Genomic DNA, 14,044 nt, shown 5'->3' on the forward strand with positions numbered 1-14,044 from the left:
CAACCCGGCCGGTCAGCCCCGCAGCACCAGCAGCGGGACGGTCATCTCGGCCGCGGTGTCCGAGCCGTGGTACGCCACCAGCCGGGACGCCATCGGCGGCTCCGAGCGGGTGGCCAGGACCGCGTACGTGTCCCGGCAGACCACCACCACGTCGCCGATGCGGGCCAGGTGCTCCTCGGGCACCGGGCCGAACCAGCCGGTGGCCACCGCCTCGTCCCGGGTGGTCACCCAGGCCGCCCCGCCGAGCACCGCCGACCAGGCGGCCACCACGTCGGCGTCGGCGCCGGGCTCGACGTGCAGGTAGCGGACCCGGGGCTCGCCGGCGACCACCCGTACGCCGGCCCGCAGCCGGGGATCGGTGTCCAGGTCGAACCGGTGCCCGGCGGGCACGTCGAGCTGGCCGTGGTCGGCGGTGACCAGCAGCGCGGCGTCCGGCGGCAGCCCGTCGACCAGCCGGGCGAGCAGCCCGTCGACGGTGGCGGCGGCGAGCCGCCACGGCACCGAGTCGACGCCGCTGAGGTGCCCGTGCCGGTCCAGGTCGGGGTGGTAGCCGGAGACCAGGGTCGGCCCGGTGCCGGCCGCGAGCGCGGCGAGCATCCGGACGGCGAGCGCGTCCGCGTCGGCCGCGCCCCGGTAGTCGCCGCCCCGGTTCGCGGCCAGGGTCAGGCCGCTGCCGGCGAACTCGGGACGGCTGACCACGGTCACCGCCACCCCGGCCGCGCGGGCCCGCTCGTACCAGGTCGCGACGGGCTGCCAGCGCAGCGGCTCCGGGTCGCCGCGCCACTCGATGTGGCTGAGCACCCGGTCGGTGCCGGGCACCCGGACCGTGAAGCCGAGCACCCCGTGCGCGCCCGCCGGGGTGCCGGTGCCGAGGCTGACCAGGCTGGTCGGGGTGGTGGACGGGAAGCCGGAGGTGAGCGGGGTGCCGGCGGTGGCGGCCAGCCCGGCCAGCGTCGGGGCGTACGGCGCGGCGGTGGGGATCTGGTACCAGCCGAGCCCGTCGACCAGCAGCACGGCGATCCGGCGTACCCCGGCCAGCCGCGGGTGCAGGCCGAGCAGGTCGACCGCGCCGGGCACGCCGAGCAGCGCGCACGCGCTGGGCAGCACGTCGGCCAGGCTGCCGCCGCCGAAGCGGGGGGCGACCGGTTCGAGCGGGCCCGGTACCGGCCCGGTCATGCCGGGCGACGGGCGAACAGGTGCAGCTGGGCGGCGAGGTCGCGGTACGGCGAACGGGCCGCCAGGGCCCGCTCCAGCTCGACGAGGGCGGCCGGTTGGCCGTCCGCCACGGCGGCGGGGAGCAGGTCGGCCAGCACGCGTACCCCGTGGATCTCCTCGACGGTGAGCCCGCCGGCGGAGAGCAGGGCGGCGGCGGCCTCGACGTCGTACCGGCGGCGCAGCGTGTCCCGGGGGCCGGCGGCGCCGGCCGGGTCGGCGGCGAGCGTGGCCGCCACGTCCAGGTGCCCGTTCATCGCCCGGGCCAGCACGGCGGCGGCCCGGCCGGCGACCAGGACGCTGGCCGCGCCACCGGGGCGCAGCGCGGCGGCCAGGGCGGCCACCACCGGCGCCGGGTCGTCGACGACCTCCAGCACCGAGTGGCAGAGCACCAGGTCGGCGGTGGCCGGCTCGACCAGCCCGGCGAGCGCGTCGCCGTCGCCCTGCACGGCGCGTACCCGGTCGGCGACGCCGGCCTCGGCGGCCCGGCGGGTCAGCGCGGCGAGCGCGTCGGGGCTGGCGTCGACCACGGTGACCCGGTGGCCGGCCTCGGCGAGCGGGACGGCGAAGCCGCCGGTCCCGCCGCCGACGTCGAGCACGGTGAGCTGCTCGCCGGCCCGCCGGTCCAGCTCGGCCCGGAGCACCGCCCAGATCACGGCGGTACGGGGGGTCAGGGTTCGGGTCTGCTCCACCCCGCCGAGCCTAGTCACCCGCGCCCGTGCGGTCAGGACTCGCCGCCTCCGGCGGGGTCCTCCTCGGCGTGCGAGCGGCGGGGGTTGGCGACCGGCCCCTCCGTCACCGGGTATTCGTGCACCTCGGTGTCGTGCGCCGGGACCCAGTCCGCACCGAGTCGGGTCCGTCGGGCGTTCGCGACGCGCCGATAGGTGTTGCTCCCCGTCATCGTTTCCACCTTTCCTGCGTGGGCCACTCTGCCCACGCCGCCGGACCGTATCTCCGAGCCGCCGATCGATGAAACGGTGATGTGGCCCACGCCATGCCCGCTGCCGGCCCGGTATGGCGAAGATCTCCGCCAGCTGGCCCTGTTGCCGGACCACCGTCGACCGGATCAGGCTGGCCGCGTGGTCGTCCTGTTCGCCGCCTTCGGCATCGTGCTGCTCGGCACCGTCGCGCAGGCCGTCACCGGCTTCGGGTACGCGCTGGTGACCGTCCCGCTGCTGACCGCCGCGGTGGACCCGCGCAGCGCCGTGGTGGTGTCCGCCCTGACCGGCATCGGGTCGACCCTGATCACGGCGGTACGCGAGCGCGCGTTCGCCCGCTGGCCGGTGGCGCTGGCGCTCACCGGGGCCGGCCTGCTCGGGCTGCCGGCCGGCCTGCTGGTCCTCGCGTACGCCCCGGAGCGGCTGCTCAGCGCGGTGATCGCGGCAGTGGTGCTCGGCTGCGTCGCGCTGGTCTGGTCGGGCGCCCGGATCCGTACCGGCCGGATCGGGCTCGGAGTGATCGGCGTGCTGGTGGGCACGCTCACCGCCGCCACCGGCACCAACGGGCCGCCGCTGGTCGCCGCCTTCCACTCGCTCGGCTACGACCCGCGCACCTTCCGGGCCACCATCGCGGCGACCTTCGCCGGCACCGGCCTGATGGGGCTGGCCGGGTTCGCCGCCACCGGACAACTGCACACCGACGTGATCCGCACGGCCCTGGTCGCGCTGCCTGCGGTGCCGCTGGGCTGGTGGCTGGGCAACCGGCTGTTCCACCGGCTCGACCCGGTGCTGTTCCGCCGGGTCGTGCTGGTCGGGCTGCTCGGCAGCGCCGGCGTGGCGCTGGCCGGACTGGCCGGGTGACGCCCGCCGGCCGGGCCCTGGAGTGACCGCGGCAGGTCAGCGGAAGTCACGGGACGCCGGGGTGACCGGCGGGTCGATCGCGTCCAGCCGGTCCGCGGTGAGGGTGATGACCCCCTCGTACCGCTGCAACCGCCCCCGCACCACCAGGGCCGCGCTGGTCCGGGCCACCCGCCGGTAGCGCTGCCAGAGCCCCGGGGAGCAAGTGACATTGAGCATCCCGGTCTCGTCCTCCAGGTTGAGGAAGGTGACCCCACCCGCGGTGGCCGGCCGCTGCCGGTGCGTGACGATCCCGCCGACCCGGATCCGCCGGCCGGGCTCCACCCGCCCGAGCCGGGCGATCGGCACCGCGCCGAGGGCGTCCAGCCGGTCCCGGATGAACCGGGCCGGGTGGCTCTCCGGGGACAGGCCGGTGGCCCAGACGTCGGCGACCAGGCGGTCCACCGCCTCCATCCCGGGCAGCGTGGGCGGGGCCGTGCCGGTCACCGTGCCGGGCAGCCGGCCCGGCCGGTCCTGCGCCGCCGCGCCGGCGGCCCAGAGCGCCTGCCGCCGGGTCAGCCCGAAACAGGCGAACGCGTCCGCGGTGGCCAGCGCCTCCAACTGCGCGGCCGTCAGGCCGACCCGGCGGGCCAGGTCCGGCATGTCCCGGTACGGCCCGTGGGCGGTCCGCTCCGCCTCGACCCGCTCGGCCACCTCGTCGCCGAGGGTACGCACGCTGCCCAGGCCGAGCCGGACCGCCGGGCCGCCCAGCCCCCAGGCGTGCGGCGGCTCCCCCGACACGCTGCCCCACCGGGTCTCCGCCGTGGACTCCAGCACCGCCTTCGCGCCGCTGGCGTTGATGTCCGGCCGGCGGACCTCGACGCCGTGCCGGCGGGCGTCGTCGACCAGGGTCTGCGGCGAGTAGAAGCCCATCGGCTGGGCGTTGAGCAGCGCGGCCAGGAACGGGCCCGGGTGGTAGCGCTTGAGCCAGGAGCTGGCATACACCAGGTAGGCGAAGCTCATCGCGTGGCTCTCCGGGAAGCCGTAACTGGCGAACGCGGTGAGCTTGCGGTAGACGTCGTCGGCCAGCTCGCCGGTGATGCCCCGCTCGGCCATCCCGGCGTAGAGCCGGTCGGCGATCTGCGCCATCCGCTCCACCGAGCGTTTCGCCCCCATGGCCCGACGCAGCTGGTCGGCCCCGGCCGCGTCGAAGCCGGCCAGGTCGATGGCGAGCTGCATGAGCTGCTCCTGGAACAGCGGCACGCCGAGGGTCTTCTCCAGCGCGTTGCGCATCAGCGGGTGCGCGAAGGTCACCGGCTCCTGGCCGTTCTTGCGCCGGATGTACGGGTGCACCGAGCCGCCCTGGATCGGGCCGGGACGGATCAGCGCCACCTCCACCACCAGGTCGTAGAACTCGCGGGGCTTGAGCCGGGGCAGGGTGGCCATCTGGGCGCGGCTCTCCACCTGGAACACCCCGACCGAGTCGGCCCGGCAGAGCATGGCGTAGACCTCCGGGTCGTCCAGGGTCATGTCGCCCAGGTCCAGGCTCATCCCGATCAGGTCGTAGCCGTAGTGCAGCGCCGACAGCATGCCCAGACCGAGCAGGTCGAACTTGACCAGGCCGACGGCGGCGCAGTCGTCCTTGTCCCACTGGAGCACGCTGCGGCCGGGCATCCGCCCCCACTCCACCGGGCAGACCTCGATCACCGGCCGGTCGCAGATCACCATGCCGCCGGAGTGGATGCCCAGGTGCCGGGGGAACGTCTGCAGCTCGTTGGCGTACGCGACCACCTGCTCGGGGATGTCCTCGACGTCGACGGTGGCGACCGAGCCCCAGCGGTCGATCTGCTTGCTCCAGGCGTCCTGCTGACCGGGCGAGAACCCGAACGCCTTGGCCACGTCCCGCACCGCCGACCGCGGCCGGTACGAGATCACGTTGGCGACCTGGGCGGTGTGCTCCCGGCCGTAGCGGGCGTAGACGTGCTGGATCACCTCCTCCCGGCGGTCGGACTCGATGTCCACGTCGATGTCGGGCGGGCCGTCCCGCTCCGGGGCGAGGAACCGCTCGAAGAGCAGCCGGTGCCGTACCGCGTCCACGTTGGTGATCCGCAGCGCGTAGCAGACCGCCGAGTTGGCCGCCGAGCCCCGGCCCTGGCAGTAGATGTCCTGCTCGCGGCAGAACGCGACGATGTCGTAGACCACCAGGAAGTAGCCGGGGAAGCCCAGGTCCTCGATCATCCGCAGCTCGTGCTCCAGCTGCGCGTACGCCTCCGGGTGCGCCTCGGGCGGCCCGTAGCGTTCCCGGGCGCCGGCCATCGTGAGGTGACGCAGCCAGCTCATCTCGGTGTGCCCCGACGGCACCGGGTACGCCGGCAGCTGCGGCGCCACCAGTTGCAGGTCGAAGGCGAGTTCCGCGCCGAACTCGGCGGCCCGGGCCACCGCCCCCGGGTACGCGGCGAACCGCGCCGCCATCTCCGCGCCGCTGCGCAGGTGGGCGGTGGCGGCGGCGGGCAGCCAGCCGTCGATCTCGTCGAGGCTGCGCCGGGCCCGCACCGCCGCCACGGTGGTGGCCAGCCGGCGGCGGGCCGGGGTGGCGTAGTGCACGTTGTTGGTGGCCACCGTGGACAGCCCCGCCGCGGCGGCCAGCTCGGCCAGGGCGTCGTTGCGGTCGGCGTCGACCGGGTGGCCGTGGTCGGTCAGTTCCACCGCCACCGTCTCGGCGCCGAACAGCGCGGTGAGCCGGTCCAGTTCCCGGGCCGCCGCGTCGACCCCCTCGGTGAGCAGCGCGGCCGGCACGTGCCCCTTGCGGCAGCCGGTCAGCACCAGCACGTGGTCGCGCAGCTCCTCCGCGACCTCCTCCAGCTCGCCGTAGACCGGGCGGCCCTTCTCGCCGCCGCGCAGCTGGGCCCGGGAGATGGTGGCGGCGAGTCGCGCGTACCCCTCGTGGCCGTGGGCCAGCACCAGCAGGTGCCGGCCGAGCGGGTCGGGCTCACCGTTCTGCGGACCGGGCAGCCCGAGGGACAGCTCCGCGCCGAAGACCGTCGGCAGGTGCAGCGCGCGGGCCGCCTCGGCGAAGCGCACCACCCCGTAGAAGCCGTCGTGGTCGGTGACGGCGAGCGCGGTGAGCCCCAGCCGGGCGGCCTCCTCGGCCAGCTCCTCCGGGTGGCTGGCGCCGTCGAGGAAGCTGAAGTTGGAGTGCGCGTGCAGCTCCGCGTAGGGCACCGCGCCGTCCGGCCGGGGCAGCTCGGGCGGCGCGTACTGCTGCCGCTTGCGGCTCCACGCCGGGGAGTCACCACCGTCGGCGTCGACCGCGAGCGGGTCGACGACGTGCAGGTGCCGCTCGCTCCGGGCCTTCCGCCCGCCACCAGCCTGCTTACTGCCAGCCGGCTTGCTGCTGGCATCCTCCGCGCCGGCCCGCCCGGAGCCGGTGCCGCCGCCGGGTCGTTCGGAACTGCTGCCACCAGAGCTGCTGTCGCCAGATCTGGCACCGCCAGAGCTGGCGCTGGCGCGGCTGGAGCTGGCGCCTCCGGAGCTGCTGCCGCCGGAGCTGGCGCTGGTGCGGCTGGAGCTGGCGCGGCTGGCGGGGCGGTTGCTGCCCGAGCTGGTGCGGCTGGCAGGGCGCCCGGAGAGCACCTGCTCCAGCTCCGACCAGGGCATCTTCGGATTGTGGAAGCTCACCGGGCCATCCCTCGCCCGGCTCCCGTCGAGATCTTGGAAGCTTTCGGCCCCCGGAAGGGCCTCAATCCTCCAAGATCTTTCGCGCTCTCCCGACGCTCAGTCATAGATCGCCTCCACCAGCCACTGGCCGCCCTCGATCGCGAGCAGCAGGGCCGCGCCGTCGGCCAGGCAGACCTGGAACCGGGCCCGGCGGCGCGCCTCGGCCGGCGCCCACCAGCGCTCGTCCACCGGCCACGGGCCGGCCCAGCCGACGATCTCGGTTGGCCGGCCGGCGCCGACGGTCAGCCGCGCGGGCGCGGCGCTCAGCGCCAGCCGGGCGCTGACCGCGACCGGCTCCCCGGCGTCGTCGTGCACGGTGGCGAGGAGCGGGTTGGGCAGCACCACGGCCGGCGCGGGCGGCGGCATCCGCCCCGGCCACGGCGGGTCGACCGGCGCCCCAGTGGACCGCACCCCACCGGCCCGCCCACCGCCACCGGCCCGCCCACCGCGGCCAGCCCGCCCACCGCGGCCAGCCCGTCCACCACCCCCGACCCGCTCACCGCCGCCGACCCGCTCACCACCCCCGACCCGCTCACCGCCCCCGACCCGCTCACCGCCGCCGACCCGTCCACCACCCCCGACCCGCTCACCGCCGCCGGCCCGCTCACCGCCGGACGCACCGCCGCCCGCTCGCAGCGCGCCATCCGACCCGGCCACGCCATCCGACCCGGCCACGCCACCGGGCCGCGCCACCCCTGACCCGGCCGGATGGCCCACCCCCGCCACGCCGCCCGTCGCGGCCAACGGTGCTGCGCTCGGGATGCGGCAAGTCGGGCCTTCCGTAGCGGGAAAGGCCACGGTTTGCGTCCATCCTGTGTGGATCAAGGGCTGCCTGCCGGGCCTGGTCGGCTCCGGCCCTTCCGGCAGGGCCATCTCGGCCGTCGAGGCCGTCGAGGCTGGGGACGCCGCCGAGGGCAGGGGCGCCGGAGACGCCGCCGGGACCGGAGACGCCGCCGAGGCCAGGGAAGCCGGGGACGCCGTCGGGACCGAGGACGCCACCGAGGCCAGGGACGCCGAGGACGCCGCCGGGACCGAGGACGCCACCGAGGCCAGGGACGCCGGGGACGCCGCCAAGGGCGGGACAGCCAGGACATCCGGGACAGCCAGGACCACAGGGACGGCAGGGACGACAGGGACAGATGGAACGGCCGGGACGGCGGGGACGGGTGGGACGGGCGGTGGGCCGGGGCGGGCGGGGCGGCGTTCGTCACCCCAGGGCACCAGGCGTACCTGGTCGGCCGGGGAGCGTCCGCCGCCGAGCACGGCGGTGACCACCGCCTCAGGGCCGAGGATGCCCTGCACCCGGCTCAACGCGCGGTGCGCCCGTTCCCGCTCCTCGCCGGTCTCCCCCCACAACCCGGACTGCAGGCCGGCCTGGGCGAGCACCCCGTCCGGCACCAGCCGCAGCCGGATGATGCCGGCGGTGGGCCGGGCCGGGCGGGCGCCGCCCCGACCGTTGCTGCCGGAGAGCCAGCCGTCCAGTTGCCAGCGCACCCGGTCGGCGATGGCCGCGGCGGTGAGCAGACCGTCGTGCCGCCAGACCCGGTGCAGTTCCTGGCCGTGCGCGGTGACCGCCTCGATGCCGAGCCGGGTGCAGGCCAACCCGTACGCGGCGAGCCGCTCGTGCAGTTGCTCAGCCAGGGTGCGGGCGGCGAACGCCGCGGCGTCGACCCGGTCGACCGGGTCGTCGTAGTCGGCGGTGACGGTCAGGTCGGCCGGCGGTTGCCGGACCGCGAGCGGCCGGTGGTCCCGGCCGGCGGCGAGCCGGTGCGCCAGCGCGCCGTCGAACCCGAACCGGGCCAGCACGTCGCCGGCGGGCAGCGCGGCGAACTCGCCGAGGGTGCGCACCCCCAGCCGGCGCAGCAGGTCGGCCAGCGCCGGCCGGCCGAGCGCCTCCACGGGCCGGGTGGCCAGGAACTCCGGGCTCCCGCCGGGCGGCACGATCCGCCCCTCCCGGGCGGCCAGGCCGGCGGCGAAGACCCCGTCGGCGATACCGGCCTGGCTCTCCACGGCGCAGGTCTGGGCGACGTGCTCGACGATCCGCTCGGCCGCCGCCTCCTCCCCGCCGAGATACCGGCTCGGCCCCCGGGCGGCCAGCGCACAGGCGCCGGGGCGGAGCACCTCGACCCCGGCGGCCACCTCCTCGACGGCCGCCACCACCGGTTCGAACGCCCGGGCGTCCCGGTCGGGGTCGTGGTCGACGACGGTGAGCTGCGGGCAGCGCCCCTGCGCCTCCCGCCGGCGCAGGCCTCGGCGTACGCCCTCGGCACGGGCCCGCTCCGAGCAGGCGACCACCCGGTTGGCGTGCAGCACCACGACCGGGTCGGTGGCCGGCACCCCGTCGACGATCTCGGCGGCGAGGACCGGCCAGTCCGGGCACCAGAGCAGCAGGGTCCGCACCGGCGCACCGGTCATGCCGGCCCGACCATGGTGCGGGACCGGGCGGCCGGGCCGCCCGTCACCACCCGGAACCGCGGCGGCGCAGGGGTGGTGCTGGCACCCGCGACGCCGCCGGCCGCCCGGGGGATGACCCGGGTCAGCTCGTCGCCGGGCAGCCAGACCTTGATCTCCTTGGGGCGGGCCGCGGCGCCCCGCCCGCGCGCCGAGACGGTGACCTCCCGCCGTCGCAGTCGCCCCCGGCCCGCCCCGAGCCCTTCCCAGACCCCGCGGACCACCTGGAGCGTGACGTCCGCGCCGTCCCACCGCCCGTACGGAACGAGCACGCTGCCGCGCTGCCGGGCCCGGGCGGCCAGCCGGTTGGCGACGGAGGCGGAGACCGCGGTCGGCACGGCGGTGACCACCACGTCGACCCCGTCGATGAGCGCCGCGACGACGGTGGGCCACTCCGGGCCGGGGTTCGGCACCAGGGCGAGCCGGTCCAGGACGATCCCGGCCTCGGCCGCCGCGCCGGCGCCGAAGGTGGGCACGCCGACCACGGCGCACCAGGAACCGGCCCGGGACGCCTCGGCGAGCAGGGCGAGGATCAGCGACGTGCCCCCGCTGCGCCGGGGCTGCCCGACGCCGACCGCGATCGTGCTGCCGCGCCGCAGCCCGCGGTGGGGCAGCAGCCCGGTCAGCTCCGGCCGGACGGGCAGCACCCGGTGGCCGCCGGCCGGGTCGGGCGCGCTCGCCGGGCGCACCAGCTCGGCCAGCGCGGCGGAACCGACCACCATCCGGCCCGCCATCGGACCTACCCCCTGTCGTGTTCGCCACGGGTATCGGCCCGTGGGTGGTGCTGTGGTTGCGCTGGTGCGAGCCGCCGCGCTCGGGCGACGTCCGGCCACCCTGGGTCCCGCCATGGTGGCCGGACGCCACGACTCAGGCCGCGGCCGCTCCGGGCGCGGCGTCGGAGCCGCCGAGCCGGGCCGGCCGGTGCAGACCGTCGAGCGTCGGCTGGTGTGCCAGGCCGAGTGCGGTCTCCACCACGGTCACGAACTGTTCGGCGGCGCGGAGCAGGTCGTCGGCCTCCCGGGCGGTGACCACCCGGGGGATGCCGGCTTCGGCGGCGGCCCGCTTGCTCGCCCCGGCGGCGAAGTAGGTGGCCCACTCGTCCAGCTCGGGGGCGACGCTGGCGAGCAGGATCCAGACGCTGGTGATCCGGTTGCGCCGGGTGGGCGCGGGGCGGGCGCGGGCGGCGAGCAGGGCGGCGGCGGCGCGCAGCGCCGCGAGGTGGGCGGCGGCGTACCGGAGGCCGTCGGGCCGGGTGCGGGCGGCCTCGGTCAGCCCTTGGCGGGCCACCACGAGCAGTTGGGCGGGGGTGCGGTGCGGCAGCACGTGCGCGGGCACCGTCGGGGCCTGGGCCGGACTGGTCGGCATGGGTCTCTCCTCCGCGTGGACCGGGGCGGGCGGGCCGCCCGGCGGATCGGATCCACCGGCGGGACGCCCGGAGCGGGTGGTGCGGAGGAAGACGCACCGGGTGTGGCCGGCCGGGTGTGGAGCTTCCCCACACCACACCCGGCCGGCGTACCGGCGGGTTCGTCGCCCGCCGCCCGGGGGTCGTGGGCGGCGAGCGACGATCCTGCCTTGACGGGACCGGACTCGCGACTGTCCGGTGCCCCGGTGCGGTCCGCGGAACCGCACCTCCCGGGAGTCGGTGCCGCGAAACACCTCTCCCAGGCGATCGTTGGAACGAGCGTACGAGCGAATCGAACACTCGTTCTAACTGCTCTGACAGTACACCTCCCCTCCGACGAAAATGCAACGTGTGGCGCGCCGACGGTCACCGATCGCCGGCTGGCCGGCGGGACCCGCCGGGCGACGGTGGGACACGCCGGCCGGCGGGCGGTGCGATTCTCAGCCCGGGCACAGCACCGGCAAAGGGGGCGCAGAGCTCGCCCGGCCACGGTTGACGCATGAACGTCAGCCGTACCGAAAGGCGACCGGCCCCCCGGCGGGGTCCGGCCGGACGCGGGAAACCGGCGGGGGCACGCCGGTGACCGCCCGCGCCGACCGGCGGGTGGCGGCCCGCCGCGCCCTGCCGCCGGTCCCCGCCTGGTGGGCCGACCTGGCCGGCGGTGCCGCGGTGCTCAGCCTGCTGGTCGTCACCGCGCTCTGGACCGCCGACCGCGGCGTGCCGGAGCTGCTCGCCGGCCCGGCCCCCGGACTCACCTCGGCCGGCCGGCTCGCCGGCCTGGTCAGCGCCGACCTGATGCTCGTCCAGGTGGTGCTGATGGCCCGGGTGCCGCTGATCGAGCGCCGCTTCGGCCAGGACCGGCTCGCCCGCTGGCACCGGCTCACCGGCTTCACCTCACTGCACCTGCTCCTGGCCCACGTGCTGCTCACCGTCCTCGGCTACGCCGGCACCGCCCGGCAGGGCGTGCTCGCGCAGACCTGGGACCTGGTCGTCACGTACCCGGGGATGCTGCTGGCCACCGCCGCGTTCGGGCTGCTGGCGCTGGTGGCGGTGACCTCGGTGCGGGCGGCCCGCCGCCGGCTGCGCTACGAGTCCTGGCACCTGCTGCACCTGTACGCGTACCTGGGCATCGCGCTGGCGCTGCCGCACCAGCTCTGGACCGGCGCCGACTTCCTCGCCTCGCCGGCCGCCCGCGCCTACTGGTGGACCGTCTACCTGCTGGCGCTGGCCAGCGTGCTGGTCTACCGGTTGGGGCTGCCCGCCTGGCGGTCGCTGCGGCACCGGATCGAGGTGGCCGCCGTGGTCCCCGAGGCGCCCGGGCTCACCTCGGTCTGGCTGCGCGGGCGCGACCTGCACCGGCTGCCCGCCCGGGCCGGGCAGTTCCTGCTCTGGCGGTTCCTGGACGGCCCCGGCTGGTCCCGGGCCCACCCGTACTCGCTGTCGGCCCCGCCGACCGGGGAGCTGATGCGGATCACCGTGAAGGACCTCGGCGACGGCAGCGCCCGGGTGGCCGCCCTGCGCCCCGGCACCAGGGTGCTGGTCGAGGGGCCGTACGGGCGGCTGACCGGGGAGCACTGGCGCGGCGGCGGGATCACCATGCTGGCCTGCGGGGTCGGCATCACCCCACTGCTGGCGCTGCTCTGGGAGCTGCCGTACGCCCCCGGCGAGGCGGTGCTGCTCTACCGCGCGCGTACCCCCGACGACCTGGCTTTCCGGGCGGAGCTGGACCGGCTCGCCGCGGAGCGCGGGCTGGTCGTGCGGCACCTGGTCGGCCCCCGGGCCCGGCGACCGGCGTGGCTGCCGGCCCACGCCGACGGGCTGCCCGACGTCGAGGCCCTGCGCCGGCTCTCCCCCGGCATCGCCGATCACGACGTCTTTCTCTGCGGCCCGGACGGCTGGGTCGACGCCGCCCGGGCCGCGATCCGCGCGGCCGGAGTCCCCGACGCGCGCGTCCACCACGAACAGTTCGCCTGGTGACAGGCGCGAAGGGAGGTTCCGTGCGACGGATCACCATCTGGTTGCTCTCCACGGTGGCCGCGCTGGTGCTGCTGTTCAGCTACCGGACCAGCACCATGGGCGCGGGCGGGCCGGGCAGCGCGACCGCCTCCGGCCCGGACGGCTCGGCCGGCGGCGGCAGCTCGTGGACCGGCACGGACGACGCCACCGGCCCGGACCCGTCGAGCGGCGGCACGCCGGCCGGCCGGGGCGGCCCGTCGGGCCCCGGCCGGCCGGGCGGCACCGGTACGGCGACCGGGGCGGTGGCGCAGACCCGGTGGGGGCCGGTGCAGGTGCGGATCACCGTCGCCGGCGGGAAGATCACCGGCGTCAGCACCCTCCGGGTGCCCGACGGCAACCGGCGGGACCAGCAGATCAACGGGTACGCGGTGCCGATCCTGCGGCAGGAGACGCTGGCCGCGCAGAGCGCCCGGATCGACACCGTCTCCGGCGCCACCGTCACCAGCGACGGTTACCGCGAATCCCTCCAGTCCGCGCTCGACGCGGCGCACCTGGACTGAGGACGCGATGGACGAGACCGCGGAACTCGACCGGCGCGCCTGGGTGGCGCAGGTGATGGGGCTGCCGGTCAGCGTGCACCTGCGCGGTCCGCGGGTGCGCGCCGACGACGTGGCGCGGCGGGTGGCGCGGGTCTTCGCCGAACTGCGCGAGGTGGACGCGACGTTCAGCACGTACCGGCCGGACAGCGTGCTGGGCCGGCTCGGCGGGGCGGCGCCCGACCCGGCCACCGCCCCGCCGCCGGTGCGCGAGGTGGTGGAGCTCTGCGAGCGGGCCCGGGCGCGGACCGGCGGCTGGTTCGACGCGCGCCGCCTGCCGCTGCCCGGCGGCGGCACCGGTTTCGACCCGTCCGGCCTGGTCAAGGGCTGGGCGGTGGAGCGGGCCGCGCGGCACCTGGCCGACCTGCCCGGGCACGACCTGTGCCTGAACGCCGGCGGGGACGTGCTGCTGCGCACCGCGCCGTACCGGCCGGCGTGGCGGGTCGGGGTCGAGGACCCGGGCCGCCCGGACCGGCTGCTCGACGTGGTCGAGCGGGCCGGCGGCGCGGTCGCCACCTCGGGCACCGCGCGGCGCGGCGCGCACATCACCGACCCGCGCGCCGGCCGGCCCGCCGAGGCCGTCCGGTCGGTCACCGTGGTCGGCCCCGAGCTGCTCTGGGCCGACGTGTACGCCACCGCGGCCGTCGCCCGCGGCGCGGACGCGCTGGACTGGCTGGCCACCCTGGACGGGTACGCGGCCCTGCTGGTGGATGCCGCCGGCCGGGTCCGGGCCACCCCGGACTGGCCCGGTTCCCGGCCGGCCGGGCGGATCCCCGCCGCCGGACCGACCCGGTGACGGTGTCGCCCCCGCCCCGGTGGGTGGGACAGCTCCGGGATCGACCAGATCCGGCGGGCGGGGCGACGCGCCGGGTGGGGCGGGGGCCGGCGAACGGGGCGACGCGCCGGGTGGGGCGGGGGCCGGCGGGCGGAACGCG

At 77.1% G+C, this 14,044-nt stretch carries 11 protein-coding genes and 1 pseudogene; 4 read left to right on the forward strand and 8 right to left on the reverse strand.

Going from position 1 to position 14,044, the window contains the following annotated elements:
• Positions 1–12 precede the first annotated feature (12 nt).
• The 3 genes from AB0I11_RS09580 to AB0I11_RS09590 are packed head-to-tail and all read right to left on the reverse strand — an operon-like array spanning position 13 to position 2,113.
• Entirely contained in the window at positions 13–1,176 is a 1,164-nt protein-coding gene (locus AB0I11_RS09580) for a nucleotide pyrophosphatase/phosphodiesterase family protein (RefSeq protein ID WP_357316126.1), read from the reverse strand.
• Positions 1,173–1,922: a methyltransferase domain-containing protein gene (locus tag AB0I11_RS09585; RefSeq protein ID WP_357316129.1), complete on the reverse strand. Its 750-nt coding sequence runs from the start codon at positions 1,920–1,922 to the stop codon at positions 1,173–1,175. The genes AB0I11_RS09580 and AB0I11_RS09585 overlap by 4 nt, the downstream gene beginning before the upstream one ends.
• Positions 1,923–1,936: 14 nt before the next feature.
• Entirely contained in the window at positions 1,937–2,113 is a 177-nt protein-coding gene (locus AB0I11_RS09590; RefSeq protein WP_357316133.1) for a hypothetical protein, read from the reverse strand.
• Between the two features lie 178 nt (positions 2,114–2,291).
• Between AB0I11_RS09590 and AB0I11_RS09595 the strand changes: the two genes are divergently transcribed.
• On the forward strand, positions 2,292–3,011 hold the full coding sequence (locus AB0I11_RS09595; protein WP_357316135.1) for a sulfite exporter TauE/SafE family protein: 720 nt from the start codon (positions 2,292–2,294) through the stop codon (positions 3,009–3,011).
• A 36-nt stretch (positions 3,012–3,047) separates the two neighbouring features.
• Here AB0I11_RS09595 and AB0I11_RS09600 read toward each other — a convergent pair whose 3' ends face one another.
• The 5 genes and pseudogenes from AB0I11_RS09600 to AB0I11_RS09620 form a co-directional block, all read right to left on the reverse strand.
• The gene (locus tag AB0I11_RS09600) at positions 3,048–6,665 is read right to left on the reverse strand and encodes an error-prone DNA polymerase (protein WP_357316138.1); all 3,618 of its coding nucleotides are present in this window, start codon (positions 6,663–6,665) and stop codon (positions 3,048–3,050) included.
• Positions 6,666–6,761: 96 nt separating this feature from the next.
• A complete protein-coding gene (locus tag AB0I11_RS09605) occupies positions 6,762–8,603 on the reverse strand; it encodes a DNA polymerase Y family protein (protein WP_357316580.1) in 1,842 nt (613 codons plus the stop codon).
• A gap of 117 nt (positions 8,604–8,720) precedes the next feature.
• A pseudogene (locus AB0I11_RS09610) lies at positions 8,721–9,119 on the reverse strand (DNA polymerase Y family protein); the annotation flags it as partial.
• A complete protein-coding gene (locus AB0I11_RS09615; RefSeq protein WP_357316141.1) occupies positions 9,116–9,889 on the reverse strand; it encodes a hypothetical protein in 774 nt (257 codons plus the stop codon). The gene AB0I11_RS09615 and the pseudogene AB0I11_RS09610, both read right to left, overlap by 4 nt.
• A 133-nt stretch (positions 9,890–10,022) precedes the next feature.
• Positions 10,023–10,520 carry an SAV_6107 family HEPN domain-containing protein gene (locus AB0I11_RS09620; RefSeq protein ID WP_357316144.1) on the reverse strand — a complete coding sequence of 166 codons (498 nt, stop codon included), beginning with the start codon at positions 10,518–10,520 and terminating at the stop codon, positions 10,023–10,025.
• A 616-nt stretch (positions 10,521–11,136) separates the two neighbouring features.
• Here AB0I11_RS09620 and AB0I11_RS09625 point away from each other — a divergent pair.
• From AB0I11_RS09625 to AB0I11_RS09635, 3 genes are read left to right on the forward strand one after another with little or no spacing between them, the layout of a single operon-like run.
• The gene (locus AB0I11_RS09625) at positions 11,137–12,534 is read left to right on the forward strand and encodes a ferredoxin reductase family protein (protein WP_357316147.1); all 1,398 of its coding nucleotides are present in this window, start codon (positions 11,137–11,139) and stop codon (positions 12,532–12,534) included.
• A 20-nt stretch (positions 12,535–12,554) separates the two neighbouring features.
• Positions 12,555–13,073 carry an FMN-binding protein gene (locus tag AB0I11_RS09630; protein WP_357316150.1) on the forward strand — a complete coding sequence of 173 codons (519 nt, stop codon included), beginning with the start codon at positions 12,555–12,557 and terminating at the stop codon, positions 13,071–13,073.
• A gap of 7 nt (positions 13,074–13,080) precedes the next feature.
• Entirely contained in the window at positions 13,081–13,905 is an 825-nt protein-coding gene (locus AB0I11_RS09635) for an FAD:protein FMN transferase (protein ID WP_357316153.1), read from the forward strand.
• Positions 13,906–14,044: the final 139 nt, after the last annotated feature.

This window comes from Micromonospora sp. NPDC050495, from assembly GCF_040655175.1.
Classification (GTDB): Bacteria; Actinomycetota; Actinomycetes; order Mycobacteriales; family Micromonosporaceae; genus Micromonospora.

Excerpts from the sequence above, each read along its gene's own strand:
- AB0I11_RS09590 (WP_357316133.1), bottom strand. The coding sequence starts at position 2,113 with ATGACGGGGAGCAACACCTATCGGCGCGTCGCGAACGCCCGACGGACC.
- AB0I11_RS09615 (WP_357316141.1), bottom strand. The coding sequence starts at position 9,889 with ATGGCGGGCCGGATGGTGGTCGGTTCCGCCGCGCTGGCCGAGCTGGTG.
- AB0I11_RS09635 (WP_357316153.1), top strand. The coding sequence starts at position 13,081 with ATGGACGAGACCGCGGAACTCGACCGGCGCGCCTGGGTGGCGCAGGTG.
- AB0I11_RS09580 (WP_357316126.1), bottom strand. The coding sequence starts at position 1,176 with ATGACCGGGCCGGTACCGGGCCCGCTCGAACCGGTCGCCCCCCGCTTC.
- AB0I11_RS09620 (WP_357316144.1), bottom strand. The coding sequence starts at position 10,520 with ATGCCGACCAGTCCGGCCCAGGCCCCGACGGTGCCCGCGCACGTGCTG.